Origin of the sequence: Bowmanella dokdonensis (assembly GCF_017254865.1) — a bacterium.
In the GTDB taxonomy this organism is placed as follows: domain Bacteria; phylum Pseudomonadota; class Gammaproteobacteria; order Enterobacterales; family Alteromonadaceae; genus Bowmanella; species Bowmanella dokdonensis.
In genome coordinates this window covers 1-17,271 of the sequence record NZ_JAFKCV010000002.1, presented here as the reverse complement: position 1 = coordinate 17,271, position 17,271 = coordinate 1, and the positions used below count along the sequence as shown (strand labels likewise).

Below are 17,271 nucleotides of genomic sequence, written 5' to 3'. Positions count from 1 at the left end.
ACATAAATGACAACGCTGTCATTTTATCGGGAACCAAACTGTGACGCAACCATCCTCATTGCTATCGAATTCAACCGGCCTTACCCGCTCCTTGCAAGCCATGCTGATTTGCGCGGCCGCTTTGCCGCTGCAGGCAATCGCTCTTGACCAGCAGCAACTGGACCATCTGGCGCATAACCTGCAGGTCAGCTACAAGCTGGTCGATAACTTTGAGACACACTGCGAAGACGGACAGACAAAAGGGAATTGCTACCTGGCCAACCTGACCCTGAGTATGCCTGAAGATTTCGCTGCCACCGACTGGCAACTCTATTTCAGCCATCCACGACCCATTGACTGGGAAGGTAGTACAGAATTTGATATTAGCCATATCAATGGCGATCTGCACCGTCTTACCCCCACCGCTGAATTCTCAGGTTTCAGCGGCAAGACTCTGGTCGTTCCGCTGAAAGCCGCTCACGCCTTTGTGTCCGAATCCGACATTATGCCCAACTACTATCTGGTGAGCGAAGGACTCGCCCCCCGGGTTATCGAATCGACCAAAGAACAGCGGGATGAGCAAAGTGATTTGATTGCCGTCGCCCATGTGGAACCCTTTATTCTACCAAAGCAATATCTGCGCAGTCCCGATGACAGCGTAGCGCAGGCTGATGCGGCTTATCTGTACCAATACCACCAGACACTCCACCCTCAACAGAGCAGCAATGCTGACGAGTCCAATCCAACCCGCATTATTCCATCCATCAGTGACGCTGCCCCCAATGGCCACTGGCTGGATCTGAGCAAAGGAGTGGAACTGCCTCAGGATCCGGAGTTGGCGTTCGCCACTGGGCAATTACAGCAGGCAGGGATTCAGCACAGCCCGCAAGGTATTCCCCTGACCCTGTCGTTCAGTGACCGGTTGGCCCCCGAAGCCTACTCCCTGCAGATAACAGACAAGGGTATTGATATTCATGCCGGAAGCAAGACAGGTCAGCTATATGCCCTGATCAGCCTGTGGGCGCTGCTGGACAAGCCAGGCCTGAAGGTCCACACCGGCAGCTATCAGGACGCGCCCCGCTTTGCATTTCGCGGTCTGCACCTTGATGTGGCGAGGAACTTTCACTCCAAGGAGATGGTATTAAGACTGCTGGACCAGATGGCGCTGGTTAAACTGAACAAACTGCACCTGCATCTGGCCGACGATGAAGGATGGCGTCTGCAGATCCCCGGACTGCCCGAACTGACGGAAATCGGCGCCTACCGCTGTCACGACCCGGATGAGCGTCGCTGTCTGTTACCGCAACTGGGCAGCGGTCCTCACCGCGACACCCAGGTCAATGGCTATTACAGCGTACAGGACTATAAGGACATTCTTAAGTACGCCAAAGCCCGTCATATAGAGGTGATCCCCTCATTGGATATGCCCGGCCATTCCCGTGCGGCGGTACGGGCAATGCAGGCCAGATATCAGCACTACATGGAGCAAGAGGATGCCGGCAAAGCCAGGCAGTATCTGCTGACCGATCCGGATGACAGCACTGTCTATCAGTCCATCCAGTATTATCACGACAATACGCTCAATCCCTGCCTGGACTCCACCTATACCTTTGTGGAAAAGGTCCTGAGGGAAATTAAGCAAATGCACCAACAGGCCGGTCTGCCGCTTAGTCGCTATCATATCGGTGCCGATGAAACGGCTGGCGCCTGGAAAGCCTCACCGGCCTGCCAGAAACTGATGGCCCGGGAAAACATCGCCGAGGCGGAGCATCTGACCGCTTATTTCGTCGAAAAAGTGACCGGCATAGTCAATCAGATGGGTATTATGGCCGGCGCCTGGTCCGACGGTTTAAGCCATGTTGAACCGGATAAACTGTCTCCGCGAATTCAGGCCAATATCTGGGACACCCTCTATTCACAGGGCCATAACCGCGCCCATGACTTTGCCAACCGGGGCTGGGACACTGTACTTTCCTTACCCGATGTACTGTATTTCGACTTTCCGGCAACGGCCGATCCTAAAGAGCCCGGCTATTATTGGGGCTCAAGAAGCACCGATACCTTCCAGGTTTTCCAGTTTATGCCGGACAACCTGCCTGCCCATGCGGAGCTCTGGCCGGATCGCCTGGGTCAGCCCTACGCAGCCAAAGACACCACCCCACTGGCTGAGGACGCAGGCATTACCGGCATCCAGGGCCAACTCTGGAGTGAGACGGTGCGTCACGACAGTCAGGCCGAATATATGCTCTACCCCCGGCTGTTCGCCCTGGCTGAGCGCGCCTGGCACCGGGCAGACTGGGAACTGGATTACGTGGCCGGCCGAGAATATGGCCCAAAGACCTCACACTTTGCCCCGTCGGCCCGTACCGCTCAGTTACAGGACTGGCAGGGCTTTGTCCGGCAACTGGCCAGCGAAACCCTACCCCGTCTGGCCGCTGACGAGATCATGTTCCGTCTCCCGCCCCCGGGCGGCAAGATTGAAGAGGGTAAGCTGTATGCCAACGCCCTGTGGCCGGCACTGCAGATAGAGTACCGCACCGATCAAGGCCCCTGGCAGTCTTATCAGTCACCGGTGTCAGTGAGGGGCGAAGTGGAAATTCGTGCCAGACTGCCAGGCTTTAAGCGAAGCAGTCGTATTCTCAGGGTAGCCAGCCATGCCAAGTAGCCATCCTACTAACAGCAGGCCGGGGAAGACTCCCCGCCCCTGCTACTCCGACCAGTGGAGTGGGCATTCGAAAAGACCCGGATTAAGGTTAAAACGAAATGACAACGCTGTCATTTTTCTGATAGTCTCTATTCTGGCCGCTCCCCCCACACGGGGCAGGCAAGCCGGCCAAACAAGTCAAGAAGGGTTGATGGAATGAAAACGCAAGAAACACTCTATCTGGGCATCGACGGCGGCGGCAGTAAGTGCCGGGTGCTGCTGACCGATGACAAGGAGAACCGGCTGGCCAGCGGTATTGCCGGCCCCGCCAACCCCAATCAGGGACTGGATCTTGCTATCAATTCCATCCTCGATGCCACCCAACAGGCGCTGGAACAGGCCAGGCTGCCTGCCGGTTACATCGACCAACTAATAGTCGGTATCGGCCTGGCCGGGGTTAATCTGCCCAAGTACCGCCTGATGCTGGAACAGTGGGACCACCCTTTTAAACAGATGCATATTACCACCGACCTGCATATTGCCTGCCTTGGTGCTCATGGGGGGCAAGACGGCGCGGTGATCATCACCGGTACCGGTTCCTGTGGTATGGTCCAGGTAAACGGCACGCAGATCGAACTGGGTGGACATGGTTTCAGTGTCGGTGACCAGGGCAGCGGAGCCTGGCTGGGTATCAAAGCGGTTAAGCTCTGCCTGCAGTCCCTGGATGGTCTGATGCCGCACAGCGGCCTGGTACCCAGGCTGCTCGAACTGACCCAATGTAACAATGCCCAGCAACTGGCTGAGCGTATGGCTAACCTGGCCCCGGCCGGCTATGCCAGGCTGGCGCCACTGGTACTGGAATGTGCCGAAGCCGGTGATGAAAATGCCCTTGGCATCGTCCGCGCTGGGGCCGATTATCTGAACAGGCTGGCTTATAAGCTGATGAGCCACCAACCTCCGCGCTTGTCCATGATCGGCGGCCTGGCCCAGAAGATTCAACCCTGGCTGGATGCAGACATACGCACCTTGATCCAGCCGGCCATACAGCCACCGGAAATCGGCGCTATCCATTTTGCCCAACAACAAGTTTGAGTGAGAGAATTTAATGTTTACCACTATCATGGCCAAAGAGGCCACTGAAACCCCGGGCCGGGTCAGACATCAACTGGAACACAATCGTGATGCCTGTTATCAGCTAGGCCAGCGGATTCGCCTGTTCGACCCGGCCTTTGTGCTGATGGTCGGGCGCGGCTCGTCCGACCATGCAGGGGTATTTGCGAAGTACCTGATTGAGGTCGAAACCGGTACGCCGGTGACCGCGTCCGCTCCGTCGGTGGCCAGTATCTACGGCAAGGAGCTGAGACTGCGCCAGGCCCTGGTGATCGTCATTTCTCAGTCCGGCCGCAGTCCGGATATCCTGGCCCAGGCTCAGGCGGCCAAAAATGCAGGCGGTCTGGTGGTGGCCCTGGTTAACGATACCCACTCTCCCTTGGCGCAATTGGTGGACTTTGTCCTGCCGCTCAATGCGGGTGAAGAAAAGGCCGTGGCTGCTACCAAGAGTTATCTTTGTACCCTAAGCGCCCTGCTGCAGATGGTGGCGTACTGGAAACAGGACAAACAGCTTATCGAGGCGTTGGAGACACTGCCAGAGGCTTTGCAGAAGAGCATCGATGCGCCGCTGCAACTGACCCTGGAGTTTGTCCGCGAGCTGAAGCACTGTGTGGTGCTGGGTCGCGGTTTCGGCTACGCCATCGCCCGGGAGCTGGCCCTCAAACTCAAAGAAGTCTGTGCCATCCACGCAGAAGCTTTCTCCAGCGCCGAGTTTCTGCACGGTCCGGTAACCCTGGTGCAGAAGAAGCTGGCGGTGGTGGATCTGGCTGTCGAAGACGAATCCTTCGAGGCACACAGGCAACAGATAGTGGAAGTGAAACGCCGCGGCGCGGTAGTCTGTCATATGACTCAACCCGTTAGGCAGATCCATCCCAGGCTGGCGCCCCTGACCCTGTTGCAACGTTTTTACCTGGACGTGGAACAGGCCGCCCTGGCCATGGGATATAACCCGGATCAGCCCCAAGGTTTAAACAAAGTGACCCAGACCCTCTAGGAAGCCTATGCCAGTCAGTTATCGTCCTTCATTATTCTTCGACGGTGAACAGTTCCACCAGGACCCTTGTATCACGATCGAAGACAACCAGGTGCTTTCCCTGGAACCACGGGCCGGGGCACAGATCGTCGAGCTGGACGGTCTGCTTGCCCCTGGCTTTGTGGACGTGCAGGTTAATGGCGGCGGCGGAGTGCTGTTCAACCAGGCGCCGATGCCCGGGACCTTTGAAACCATGGTCAGGGCTCATGTCCGCTTTGGTACCACCGCCATGCTGCCCACCCTGATTACCGATGGTCTGGGAGTGATTCAACAGGCCGCCGACGCCATGGCACAGGCCATCACCGACAAGATGCCTGGTGTGTTGGGGATCCATTTCGAAGGGCCCCATCTTAGCGAACCGAAAAAAGGCATTCACCGGCAGCAGTTTATCCGCCCCATCAGTGACGCCGAACTTGAACAGTTCTGCCGTCAGGATCTGGGCAAGGTGCTGGTCACACTGGCGCCGGAAAACGTGCCGCCTGATGTGATCCGCGAGCTGGTGAGCAAAGGGGTCAAGGTCTGTCTGGGTCATTCCAATGCCGATGTGGATAAGGTGCTGGCGGCGATAGAAGCCGGGGCCGACGGCTTCACCCATCTGTTTAACGCCATGTCGGCCATGACCAGCCGGGCGCCGGGCATGGTGGGGGCGGCGCTGGCCAGTGACAGTTACTGCGGCCTGATTGTGGATCATTACCATGTGCATCCTGTCAGTGCCAAAGCCGCCATCAAGGCCAAAGGCATCGAGCGCATCATGCTGGTGACCGACGCCATGGCCCATGTGGGGGCACAGATGGATGAACTGCCGTTTTTCGATACCCGTATCCGCCGAGACGGCGACAAGCTGACCATCCCTGGGGGTACCCTGGCAGGCTCTGCTTTGGATATGGCCAGTGCCGTGCGCAACTGCCACCGGGATTTGGGATTTGATCTGAGCAAGACCCTGCAGATGGCCGCCCTGACCCCAGCCAGCTATCTGGGCCTGGACAAACAGATAGGCAAGCTTAAGCCCGGTTACCGGGCCGATATGGTATTGCTGGATGAACAGCAGCAGGTGAAGCAGTGCTGGATTGGTGGTGAGGAATGTATCAGCGTTGCATTGACATAGTTTTGAATTAAGTAACAAAAACAGCAACAAGCGTGTCGGGATCAACCCGGCATTAACCAAAGCGAGAATAAGATGGATACCACAATGAGTACCCGCGATCTGAGAAAAAGCAATCTGGTGCCCATGGCCCTTGTTGCCTCAATGTTTTTCATACTAGGCTTTGCCACCTGGCTGAACGGCTCATTGATGCCCTACCTTAAGCAGGTACTGCAACTGACCCCCTTACAGGCTTCCCTGATCCTGTTTTCTTTTTATATCGCGGTAACCTTTACCGCTATCCCCTCGGCCTGGGTCATTCGCAAGGTGGGTTATAAGACCGGTATGGCCCTGGCCATCGGCGGCATGATGGTGGCGGGCCTGTTGTATATTCCTGCGGCCAAGACCCAGACCTTTGAACTGTTCCTGTTTGCGCAACTGGTCATGGGCATCGCCCAGACCCTGTTGCAAACGGCGGTGAACCCTTATGTGGTGCGCCTGGGGCCGGAAGAATCGGCGGCGGTGCGGGTCAGCATCATGGGCATTTTGAATAAAGGGGCCGGCATCGTTGCGCCGCTGGTATTCAGCGCCCTGATTGCCAGCAACTTTACCGGTCTGGTGGGTAAAGAGCTCAGCCAGGATGAAATTGATTTAATGGCCAACAGCCTGATTCTGCCCTATCTGGGCCTGGCCGGTTTCCTGGCCCTGTTTGCCCTGGGGATTAAGTTTTCGCCTCTGCCAGAGATCCGTGAAGAGGGCGAAAAAGATGCCGGCGGTTCGGTCAAAGAAGCCCTGGCCCACCCCAATCTGGTACTGGGAGTCATTGCGATCTTCTTTTATGTGGCCGCAGAAGTCATTGCAGGCGACACTATCGGCGCCTTCGCCCTGTCTCTGGGCGTGGTCAATTACAGCGTAATGACCTCCTACACCATGGCTTGTATGGTGGCCGGTTATATTCTGGGCATTGTGCTGATCCCCAGAGTCATCTCTCAGCAAACGGCGCTCACCGCCTCGGCAGTACTGGGCATGTTGCTCTCCTTGTTTATCGTGTTTGGCGATGCAAGTTCTAGTGTCTTGGCCGATACCCTGCTGGTGCCCTTTGGCGGCGTGTCACTGCCTGATACCCTGCTGGCCATTGCGGTGCTGGGTCTGGCTAACGCCATTGTCTGGCCGGCGGTATGGCCCCTGGCCCTGTCCGGTCTTGGCCGGCTGACCAGCACCGCATCAGGCCTGCTGGTGATGGGCATTGCCGGTGGCGCCTTCGGGCCACTGTTCTGGGGCCTGGCCAGCGGCGCGGGGGATGCCGGCAGTCAGCAGTTTGGCTATATCGTGTTGTTGCCCTGCTATGCCTACATCCTGTATTTCGCGTTGATTGGTCATAAGAAGAAGAGTTGGTAGCGCGTGGCCCGAGAGAGCAGTCTGGATATATTTCGCGGCCTGACCCTGGCCGCGATGATCCTGGTTAACACCCCCGGTTCCTGGTCACATGTGTATGCACCTTTTCTGCATGCCAAATGGCATGGACTGACTCCCACCGATGTGATTTTTCCGTTTTTCCTGTTTATTGTCGGCGCGGCCATGTTCCATTCCCTGCGCCGTATTCCCCATGGGCAGATCCCCTGGGCCAAAATCGCCAAGCGCACGCTGTTGCTGTTCGCCATCGGCTTTTTGCTGAATATTTTTCCCTTTAATGACCCGCCCGCCAACTGGCGGGTCATGGGCGTGTTGCAGCGTATTGCCCTGTGCTATGGCCTGGGGGCCCTTTTAATCTTAAGCCTGAGCCGCCGGGCATTATGGCTGGTCAGCCTGGTGATACTGCTTGGCTACTGGCTGATAATGCTAAGCGCACAAGATCCCTGGACCCTGGAAGGCAATCTGGTCCGGCAGGTGGACATTGGGTTGTTTGGCGCCAGTCATCTGTATCAGGGCTTTGGTGTGCCATTCGATCCGGAAGGTCTGCTAAGCTGCCTGCCGGCCACGGTGAGTCTGCTGATGGGCTATCTGACCAGTGACAAGCTTGCCCGCTGTTACACCAGCGAGGCCAAGCTGCGCACCCTGGTCAGTTGGGCGCTGCTGGCCCTGATAGCCGGGTTATTCTGGCACCCGTTGCAACCCATTAATAAATCCCTGTGGACCGGCTCCTATGTGCTGGTCACCAGCGCCCTCGCCTGGCTGGTGCTGGCCGGCATTTTATACCTGCATGATGTAAGAAAATGGCACAATGGCTTTACCTGGGCACAGATCTACGGCAGTAACCCGCTGTTTATCTATGTGTTGTCCTGGCTGTTTGCAGCCACCCTCGCAGAATTGATTTACTTGCCCGTCAACGGCCAATGGCAAAGCGCCTATCAGTTAGGCTTTATGGCCCTTAGCAGCGTTTTACCGGTCAAGCTGGCCTCCCTGGCTTTTGCCCTGGTCATCGTCTGGCTGTTCTATCTGCTCAGCCGCCATCTGCACCGGCGAAACATTTTTATCAAGTTGTGACCAACAACATACAAAATAAAACATTATTCTGCCTTTGCATCATATAGAGTGCCCACCAGAGCCGGTGGTAAACTGTACAGCAGAGACGGGATCGTTTGGTGTGTTAATCCCATAAGCACCAACAGGGAGTAGATCTTGGCCGGCCGGTGGCTTTGCAGCATCACACTGATTTGCCGCGCCGGACAGTATAAAAAAGAACCTTTGTGATCTGTCTCCTGTATGGCCTTTCCACCTGAGTTTCAATTTCATTGCCCAGCTCCCATTTTGTACAAATTGCATTAACCAAGGAGTGACCGTGTTCACACTCAATACAACTTCACTGAAGACTGCTCTTATCGCTGCGGCAATTGCTGGGGCGTTATCCGGCTGTGCCACCACCGAATCCAGAGTGGTTAGCACCCCTACGGTGGCCAGTTACAACACCCAGTACACAGGCGAGAAAAGTAAACTGGTGGTGGGCCAGTTTGTAAACCGGTCCAGCTTCCAGAACGGCATTTTCTCCACCGGTGAGGATCGCTTAGGCAATCAGGCTAAAACCTCCATCATCAGTCATCTGCAACAAACCAACCGCTTTATCGTGCTCGACCGGGACAACATGCAAATGCTGGCCAGCGAAGCAGAGCGTGCTGGGGTACAGCAAAGTATCAGCGGCGCCAGGTTTGTGGTCACCGGCGATGTCACCGAGTTTGGCCGCAAAGCGGTGGGTGACAAGCAACTGTTCGGCATTCTGGGTAAAGGCAAATCACAGATCGCCTATGCCAAAGTCACCTTAAATGTTGTCGATGTCAGTACTTCCGAGGTGATTTATTCTGTACAGGGCGCCGGTGAATACAGTCTGTCAGAGCGCGAAGTGTTGGGGTTTGGCAGCACTGCCAGTTACGATGCCACCCTCAATGGCAAGGTATTGGATCTGGCGATCCGTGAGGTGGTGAATAAGCTGGTTACCGGTATTGAATCCGGCGCCTGGAAAGTCTGAGCCGGGGATGCATAATGAACAAGTTGCTCTTAACGGTGCTGGTCGCCCTCGCCCTCACCGGCTGTAAAACCACCGAGCCTCTTTACTATCACGGCCAATACAATAAAGCGGTGTACAGCTACTTTAAGGCCGAAGATGTCACCCTGGAAGAACAAATCCAGATCCTGCAGCAATTGATTCAAACCGCGGCGGCCCACAGCAAGCCTGTGGCGCCTGGTGTGCACGCCCATCTGGGCATGCTGTATTTTGAAACCGGCAATCCGGATCTTGGCCGGCAGCACCTGGAGCAGGAAAAATCCCTGTTCCCCGAATCTGTCCATTTCATTGATTTTCTGCTGAATAAACAAACGGAAGCCTGAGATGCACCTCGATAGACTTTTACTGGTGCTGGCCACCCTTTTGATAACCAGTGGCTGTATCAGCATGCTGCCCGCCCATGACTACTCAGCCTTCAGGCAGGCCAATCCTCGCTCCATTATCGTATTGCCGCCTATCAACAATACCCCGGAAGTGATTGCCCCTTACAGTCTGATGGCCCAGGTCGGGGCACCTATCGCCGAGTCCGGCTACTATGTGTTTCCGGTGGCGTTGGTGGAACAGACCTTCCGTAACAATGGCCTGACGGTGGCCAATGACATACACAATGTGCCGGTCAGTAAGCTGCATGAGATCTTTGCTGCAGACGCCGCCTTGTACATGACCATCGAAGAGTACGGCACCAGCTATGTGGTGATTTCCAGCGAAACCGTGGTCACGGTCTCGGCCACCCTGGTGGATCTGAAAAGCGGCACGGTGTTGTGGCAGGACAAAGCCAGGGCGTCGTCGGCTGAGACCCGCAGCAGCAACGGCGGTGGCCTGATCGGCGCACTGGTGGAAGCGGCGGTGCATCAGATTGTTGAAACCGTGGCCGATCGCGGCTTTGATATCGCAGCCATTACCAGCAACAGATTGTTGTCTTCTGAATCCCACAACGGCCTGTTGTACGGCCCCCGTTCTCCCAAATACGGTCAGCCGGTGCCCAGCGAAAAAGCCCGCTGATATTAGCCGATTGACTAAAAAGGCGAACCCTGACCGGTTCGCCTTTTTCATTTTCACACCCGCTTCACACGGCATGGCGCATCCTCTGTTCAAACAAGAACAGGACATCACTATGACTCACTTACTGAAATGGGGAATTGCCATGTTAGCGGCTTTAATCCTGGGGGCTGCGGCCTTCTGGTACAGCTTCTTTACCTTACATCCGTATGAATTGACTGAGCAGCAAAAGGCCGAGGCTTACGAGTATGCCCAGCCAAGTGAACTGCAGATGCAACTGCAACCTTTAACCGATACCGCCTGGGAATTTACCTACCGTTCTTTTGATGACGCCCTGGTGAACGGTCAGATCCACTACCCCCGCCCGCCGGCTGAGCTAAACGGCCCGGTACCGCTGCTGATTGGCCTGCATGCCATGGGCAGAAGCCAGATCCGTTGGTGGCAGGACAGTTTTAAAGACAATCCCACCGTCACCCAGTCCCACCGCATCAGCAGAATGGCACTGGATAGCGGCTATGCAGTGATTGCCATTGACGCGCGGGAACATGGTAAGCGTAAAAACCCTGACCGCCTGCTGCCCGATATCATGTGGGATATGCATCTTTGGGGAGATAAAGAGAACTACGAACAGATGATCCACAATACCGTGCGCGATCATCGGGTACTGCTGGACTGGCTCGAACAACAGCCGGCTCTGGATGCCAGCCAGTTCCATGTGGCCGGTTACAGCATGGGCGGACAAGGGGCATTATTGCTGGCCGCCCTGGATGCACGGATCAACCGGGTGCTGTCCATTGTGCCGCCGCACACTGACAGCAAACTGGCATTGGTGTCGCCCCTAACCTGGTTGGACGGCCTCTCGGACAACGAAGTGCTGCTGGTCACCGCCAACGATGACGAACATGCCAGTGAAAGCGATAACCTTGCCCTGTTTAACGCCCTGCCCACAAAGCGTAAACGTCATATCAGCCTGGATGGCGGGCATATCCTGCCCCCGGACTATGTTGAGAAGCTTAAAGACTGGTTCTGAAGACGATGTACCGCTTTGACCTTTTGCCAGTCAATGCCCGTTTCCTTCACGGGGATTTCACAGGCTGCCTGGCACACTGCCCCCGAACCCATAACGGAGAATCCCGATGAAACGTATAACAACCTTAGTGCTGGGCCTGTTACTCAGCCTTCCCCTGCTGGCCCAGCCGCGCCTTTTGATGGTACTGAGCAGCCACGGAGAGCACGACAGCGAACAAAATATTGTTCAGCCCGGCTTTGAATTTGATGAACTGGCCAAGGCCTATAATGTGTTCAGCGCCAATGGCATTGAGGTGGATATCGCCTCCCCCAAAGGCGGCTTACCGCTGGCGGATAACTATGACCCACAAAAAGCCTATAACCAGACCTTTATCCAGGACAAACAGGCCATGGACAAGCTCAGTCACAGCCTGAAACTCAAGGCCGTTAACGCCAGCGACTACCAGGGCATTTTTGTGGTGGGCGGCAAAGGCCCCATGTTTGACCTGCATCAGGATAACCACCTGCAGGCGCTGATCCGCCAGATCTGGGAAAACCAGGGCGTGGTTTCGGCGGTCTGTCACGGACCGGCTGCGTTGGTGGATGTGACACTCAGTGACGGCAGCTACCTGGTGGCGGGCAAACGGGTAAACGGCTTTACCAATCAGGAAGAAATGGCCTTTGGGAAAAAGTGGCGCCCACAATTTGCCTTCTTACTACAAGACAAACTCAGCGAACGTGGGGCCAAATTCGAGCGCTCGTCCTTGATGCTGAATCATGTGGCGCAGGATGATAGGCTCATCACCGGACAAAACCCCTTCTCCACCGTGGATACGGCCCTGGCGGTGGTCAAGGCCATGGGTATTGACACCAAAACCATCCCGGCCTATGCCGATGACCAGACCATTAAGCTGGTACGCCGCTTGTTAGAGGGTGAGGCCTATACCACTGAGCAGCTTAAAGCCGAGCAGGATATTCAGGTGGAACTGCTGGGTATGTATGGCTACTATCTGGCTCAATTTGCCGAAAGCCAGGTCCAGCAACGCCAGGCCGCCCAATTGATGGAACTGGTTCAGCCCATTATGCAGCACCCGGTGCTGGCGCTGGAAACCGCCAAAGTCTACCAGAGCCTGGGCGATGCCACGCAGGCCAGGGATACCCTGAACGCACTGCTGCAAACCCATCCTGATATGGAAGAAGCCAAGCTGTTGTTACAGTCACTTAACGGTACACAGACGGACTCGGAATAACCGGCCAGGCAACACGAAGCATCGACAGAGGAAGCCATGAAGATCCTGATCATCGAAGATAACCGGGAAATCGCCGCCAATATCGCCGATTTCTTCAGCCCACAGGGCTGGCAACTGGATTTTGCCGACAACGGCAAACTGGGGTTGTCCCTTGCCCTTGAGCATTACTATGACCTGGTGATCCTGGATCTGATGCTGCCTGGCCTGGATGGCTGGCAAGTCTGCCACGAGATGCGCCAACAAGCCCACCGGCATATTCCTCTGTTGATGCTGACCGCCCGTGACAGCCTGAGCGATAAGGTCAAAGGCTTTGAACTCGGCGCCGATGACTACCTGACCAAGCCCTTTGCCCTGGAAGAGTTACTGATGCGGGTGCAGGCCCTGACCCGCCGTCAGGATCTCAATCAGCCTCACCGCCTCATCCTGGGACCACTGGTGATAGACAAACAGGCCTGTCAGGTGTGGCGCGACACCAAGTTGATTGACCTGAATCCCATTGCCTACAAGATCCTGCTGGTCCTGGCCCAGGCTCATCCGCGGGTGGTTACCCGCAGTGAGCTTATTGAACGCATCTGGCCGGAGGATCCCACCGAGTCCGATGCCCTGCGTTCCCATATTTATCAGTTGCGTCAGAAACTGGATAAACCCTTTGCCCAGCCATTGGTACAGACCCTGCACCAGATTGGCTTTACCCTGGCGTTGCCCGATGAAAAAAGCCAGTCTTAAAATCCGTTTGCTGACCAGTATCACCCTGGTCACCTGCCTGACCGCCCTGCTCTTCGGCCTGGTCAGTTTTTTGTTTGCTTATCATATCGAGGACAGTTTTTTCGAGCGATTGTTGGACGATGAAGTACAGCGCTTAAGCCAGCACCAGTCTTCGGCGCCCACCCTGCCGCTGTTTAGCTTGTATCAGCATCGGTCGCAGCTGCCCGGCGGCATTTTAGCGGTGCTGAATGAAGAGCCACAGCGGCGGGAAATCGGCCTGGCGGATGGGCGGCACTACCACATCAAACACCTGCCGGACGGCCGCGTGCTGCTGGCTGAAGTCAGCGACTATCTGGTAGTCAGAAAGATCAAAGGCAATATGCTGGAACTGATGCTGTTCTTCCTGGCCATTTTGCTGTCGCTGTCTTTGTGGGTGGCCCTGTCCAACGCCAATCGCCTGCTGCGCCCCTTAAGCAGCCTGACCCGATCGCTGGAGACATTGCCAGACACGCCCCTGCAACCCGGCTTTTCCACGCCCTACCCAAACAATGAAATCGGCCTGCTGGCCCGCACCCTGGATCAGCAGATGCAACGCATTCAGGCCTTTATTCAGCGCGAGCAGCAATTTACCCGCGATATCAGCCATGAGCTGCGCACGCCGCTGACGGTTTTTTCCGGCGCCCTGACCCTGCTTAAGCGAACCGAACTGACGGACAAACAACAGGAGTTGCTACTGCGACTGCAAACCGGTCAGCAGCAGATGCAACAGTGCCTGCACACTCTGCTGGCCCTGGCCAGGGAGGAAAACCTGCAGCGCGAGGCCCTGAGCCTAAGCGCAAAGGTAGAACAGGCCTTGCTCCGGCATTTGCCGCAGCTGTCCAGCCAGGACCGGGAGGTAACGCTGGATATCCAAACCGGCACCCGGGTATGGCTGCCCCACTCGGTCCTTGGCATCTTACTGGATAACCTGATTGGCAATGCCGTGGTGCACGGAGACGGCCGGATCAACATAGCATTCAGCGAAAACTGCCTGCAGATCAGCAATCAGGGCCGCATTGACCCCAACCTGCATGAGACCTTGTTTGAGTCTGGCAGCAAAGGGCAAGAGAGCCAGGGCCTGGGCATGGGGTTGTCCATTGTCAGACGGCTGTGTGAGGCCTACGATATTGGCCTTAGCTGGCGCTCTGACCAGGAGGATATCCGCATCAGCCTGGATCTGAGCCGGGTGCTGGGCACAGGACAAGGACCTCAGCAGGCCGTTTCGCCATGAACAAGCCTCTGACTATTACCCTTGCGGTGCTGGCCATGTTCCTGGTGCCGCTGGCGATACTGTTACTTATGCCCCTGCCGACCCTGCCCGACCCCGGCAAGCCCGCACAGGTGCTGCTGCGCCAGGTCAGCCTGATTGATGTCCAGGACGGCAGCGTACATAAAGACCAGGATGTGCTGGCGCAAAACGGCCGGATAAGCGCCATCTATGCCGCCGGTGCCGGGCCCAAACCTGCAGGCGTCACAGAAATCGACGGTCAGGGAAAGTTTTTACTGCCCGGCCTGTGGGATATGCATACCCACTCGACCAAATTGGCCCCGCAGACCTACCATCCACAGCTGCTTGCCAACGGCGTGACCGGCATCCGCGAGATGTGGGGCTGCATGTCTGAGCCGGACAGCTTTATTGCCTGTGCTGACGACATCCGCCGCTGGCAGCAGCAATCCGGCTTCTCACCACGCTATGTGCAACAAAGCAGCTTTCAAATCAATGATGGCCTCGAAGTGCCGCCAAACTACCCTGAATTCTTCCGCGCCCGCACTGCCGATGACATTACCCAACTGGTGAGCTTCTACGCCAAAAGCGGGGTCGATTCACTGAAAACCTACAGTCAGCTTCCGTTAATCACCTACCAGCTGCTGGCCGAAGAAGCCCAAAAACAGGGTATCGCCCTGGCCGGTCACCAGCCGATGGCTGTGTCGCTACAACAGCTCATCGATGCCGGGCAGCGCAGTATCGAACACCCCCGCCTGTTTTTATTTGAGTGCTATCAGGATGCTGTGGATTTTCGCGCCCGGTCCAACCCCCTAAGTGCGTTTTACGGGGACTTACGACTGAAGTTGCTGGAACAGCAGGACCCGGACAAATGTGGCCAGTTGATGGATAACATGGCGCAGTCCAACACCTGGTGGACCCCCACCCTGCAGGTACTGAAAATGAGTGCCATGGCCAATGACAAGGCGTTTCGTGAGGATGCCAACCTGACCTATATGCCTTACATCCTGCGCCAATTAATGTGGGAGCCGGATGCGGATCGCAGTGCGAAGGGCGCTCACCATGCATCAGGGCGAAACCTTCATAACGAACTTTACCTGTTGGCCCTTAAACAGGTGGGTCAGGCCCATCGGGCCGGGGTGAAAATTCTCGCCGGCACCGACGCCGGAGATACCTATGTACTGCCGGGCTTTGGCCTGCATACAGAGCTGGCCGAACTGGTTAAGGCTGGGCTTACCCCGGCCCAGGCACTAAAATCTGCCACCCTGGATGCAGCCAGATACAGCGGCCTGGACAGCCAATACGGCACCATCGAAGTGGGTAAAGTCGCCGATCTGTTGCTACTTAACGCCAATCCCCTGGAAAACATCCACCACACAACGCAAATCCACGGCCTGCTGTTTAACGGCAAATACTACGACAGACAGGCGCTGGACAGCCTGCTGCAGTTCGCCAAACAGCAGGCTAACAGCCTGCAAACCAACCTGCACCTGCTTTGGCGCCTGTTTGCCAGCCCCCTGATCCGCCAGCAGCTTGCTGATTAAGGCTGAATTGCCTTAACACCAGTCGGTTGCAATTCGCCTAGCGCCCTGACGCAAATTGCAGCCTATGTAGCGGATTGCTACAATTAGCAAGACAAACATCAGGAGGTCCTATGTCCACCGCCAGCATCAGACTCGATCAAGAATTGGTCGAGCGGGCCAATATTATGGCCAAAGCACTGAACCGTACCACCCCGAAGCAAATAGAGCACTGGGCCAAAATCGGTGAAATGATGGAAAATAATCCCGATCTTCCCTATGAATTTGTAAAGCAGGCCATTATTGCCAAAGCAGAAAAAGAGGCCGGCAAACTGGATCCATACGAATTTGGCTAAGATCACGCAGGTACTGCAATCACCGACCTTTAAAAAGGCGGTGAAAAAACTGTATGTAAATCAAAAAACGGATCTGGACAAAGCGGTCAGAGAACTTATCAATAACCCCTATCTGGGTGAGCAGAAGAAAGGGGATCTGTCTTTTCTGCGGGTCTACAAGTTCAAGATGGTTAAGCAACTTACCCTGCTCGGCTACAGCTATCAGGACGGTACCGTAATCCTGGAACTATTGGCCTTAGGCACATATGAAAACTTTTACCGGGATGTGAAGAACAGGTTTTGAACTCGAATTTCATTTCAATCCTCTGTTTTCCTGCATTTTAAGAGCGCGAAAAGTACGCCAAGACACTAAGAAAAGCGGGGTTGCTACCGCACATTGAGTCTATTTTAGTTACACAACTTTATTTGAAGTAAGGCTTCGGCTTGCAGAGTAAAATGCCAGGGTAATCAGTGCCGGGAAAATAAATCCCCTCAGATAGGAAAGCGGGTGCCTGCCCTCGGTGAAATCCACAGGCAAATTGCCCAAATGCGCCCAATAATGCGTAGCCACCAGTCCGCCGATACTCAGCCACATCCCCCACAAAGCCCAGCGCACCCCAAACACCACAAGCAATAAACTGATGGTGATCAATGCCCGCAAGACCGACTGTATATGGTCAAAAAGGGTAAGTGCGCTGTTACCGGGGACAATATACATTTTGACCTTTCCCCGAGATTAGTACCAATCCCTCAATGAGATTTTCCTGCTTAAGCTGCCTGTTTTGCATACTCAACAGGCGACATGTAATTCAGTGAGCTATGCGGGCGAACATGGTTGTAATGCTCG

The 17,271-nt window shown here is 55.6% G+C and carries 18 protein-coding genes; 16 read left to right on the top strand and 2 right to left on the bottom strand.

Features of this window, described 5'->3' with window-relative positions:
• Positions 1–40: 40 nt before the first annotated feature.
• The 16 genes from J0A66_RS03235 to J0A66_RS03160 all read left to right on the top strand — a co-directional run bounded on the left by J0A66_RS03235 (position 41) and on the right by J0A66_RS03160 (position 16,728).
• Positions 41–2,644: a family 20 glycosylhydrolase gene (locus J0A66_RS03235; protein WP_206572359.1), complete on the top strand. Its 2,604-nt coding sequence runs from the start codon at positions 41–43 to the stop codon at positions 2,642–2,644.
• A gap of 195 nt (positions 2,645–2,839) precedes the next feature.
• Positions 2,840–3,715 (top strand): N-acetylglucosamine kinase, encoded by an 876-nt coding sequence (nagK, locus tag J0A66_RS03230; RefSeq protein ID WP_206572358.1) that lies wholly within the window; start codon positions 2,840–2,842, stop codon positions 3,713–3,715.
• A 13-nt stretch (positions 3,716–3,728) separates the two neighbouring features.
• Positions 3,729–4,727 carry a glucosamine-6-phosphate deaminase NagB-II gene (gene nagB-II / locus J0A66_RS03225; RefSeq protein WP_206572357.1) on the top strand — a complete coding sequence of 333 codons (999 nt, stop codon included), beginning with the start codon at positions 3,729–3,731 and terminating at the stop codon, positions 4,725–4,727.
• Between the two features lie 7 nt (positions 4,728–4,734).
• Positions 4,735–5,871: an N-acetylglucosamine-6-phosphate deacetylase gene (gene nagA, locus J0A66_RS03220; RefSeq protein ID WP_206572356.1), complete on the top strand. Its 1,137-nt coding sequence runs from the start codon at positions 4,735–4,737 to the stop codon at positions 5,869–5,871.
• Positions 5,872–5,955: 84 nt separating this feature from the next.
• The gene (gene nagP / locus J0A66_RS03215) at positions 5,956–7,245 is read left to right on the top strand and encodes an N-acetylglucosamine MFS transporter NagP (protein ID WP_439098859.1); all 1,290 of its coding nucleotides are present in this window, start codon (positions 5,956–5,958) and stop codon (positions 7,243–7,245) included.
• Between the two features lie 3 nt (positions 7,246–7,248).
• Positions 7,249–8,331 carry a heparan-alpha-glucosaminide N-acetyltransferase domain-containing protein gene (locus tag J0A66_RS03210; RefSeq protein WP_206572354.1) on the top strand — a complete coding sequence of 361 codons (1,083 nt, stop codon included), beginning with the start codon at positions 7,249–7,251 and terminating at the stop codon, positions 8,329–8,331.
• Positions 8,332–8,650: 319 nt separating this feature from the next.
• Positions 8,651–9,307, top strand: coding sequence for a CsgG/HfaB family protein (locus J0A66_RS03205; protein ID WP_206572824.1), 657 nt, complete (start codon positions 8,651–8,653; stop codon positions 9,305–9,307).
• Positions 9,308–9,321: 14 nt separating this feature from the next.
• On the top strand, positions 9,322–9,666 hold the full coding sequence (locus J0A66_RS03200; protein WP_206572353.1) for a DUF4810 domain-containing protein: 345 nt from the start codon (positions 9,322–9,324) through the stop codon (positions 9,664–9,666).
• 1 nt (position 9,667) lies between these two features.
• Positions 9,668–10,345 carry a DUF799 domain-containing protein gene (locus J0A66_RS03195; RefSeq protein WP_206572352.1) on the top strand — a complete coding sequence of 226 codons (678 nt, stop codon included), beginning with the start codon at positions 9,668–9,670 and terminating at the stop codon, positions 10,343–10,345.
• Between the two features lie 112 nt (positions 10,346–10,457).
• Complete coding sequence (locus J0A66_RS03190; protein ID WP_206572351.1) at positions 10,458–11,372, top strand: alpha/beta hydrolase family protein; 915 nt, start codon at positions 10,458–10,460, stop codon at positions 11,370–11,372.
• Positions 11,373–11,478: 106 nt separating this feature from the next.
• Positions 11,479–12,600 (top strand): type 1 glutamine amidotransferase domain-containing protein, encoded by a 1,122-nt coding sequence (locus J0A66_RS03185; protein ID WP_206572350.1) that lies wholly within the window; start codon positions 11,479–11,481, stop codon positions 12,598–12,600.
• Positions 12,601–12,636: 36 nt separating this feature from the next.
• Entirely contained in the window at positions 12,637–13,326 is a 690-nt protein-coding gene (locus J0A66_RS03180) for a response regulator transcription factor (protein WP_206572349.1), read from the top strand.
• On the top strand, positions 13,307–14,575 hold the full coding sequence (locus tag J0A66_RS03175; RefSeq protein ID WP_206572348.1) for a sensor histidine kinase: 1,269 nt from the start codon (positions 13,307–13,309) through the stop codon (positions 14,573–14,575). Before J0A66_RS03180 ends, J0A66_RS03175 begins: the two co-directional genes overlap by 20 nt.
• Complete coding sequence (locus tag J0A66_RS03170; protein ID WP_206572347.1) at positions 14,572–16,113, top strand: amidohydrolase family protein; 1,542 nt, start codon at positions 14,572–14,574, stop codon at positions 16,111–16,113. Before J0A66_RS03175 ends, J0A66_RS03170 begins: the two co-directional genes overlap by 4 nt.
• Positions 16,114–16,223: 110 nt before the next feature.
• A complete protein-coding gene (locus J0A66_RS03165) occupies positions 16,224–16,445 on the top strand; it encodes a TA system antitoxin ParD family protein (protein ID WP_206572346.1) in 222 nt (73 codons plus the stop codon).
• Positions 16,438–16,728 (top strand): type II toxin-antitoxin system RelE/ParE family toxin, encoded by a 291-nt coding sequence (locus J0A66_RS03160; protein ID WP_206572345.1) that lies wholly within the window; start codon positions 16,438–16,440, stop codon positions 16,726–16,728. Before J0A66_RS03165 ends, J0A66_RS03160 begins: the two co-directional genes overlap by 8 nt.
• Positions 16,729–16,836: 108 nt before the next feature.
• On the opposite strand, the gene J0A66_RS03155 is transcribed toward J0A66_RS03160, so the two are convergent.
• Positions 16,837–17,142 (bottom strand): hypothetical protein, encoded by a 306-nt coding sequence (locus J0A66_RS03155; protein WP_206572344.1) that lies wholly within the window; start codon positions 17,140–17,142, stop codon positions 16,837–16,839.
• A 50-nt stretch (positions 17,143–17,192) separates the two neighbouring features.
• Positions 17,193–17,271, bottom strand: a 79-nt coding sequence (locus J0A66_RS23775; protein ID WP_144020606.1) for an integrase core domain-containing protein, incomplete at its 5' end; no start/stop codon positions are given.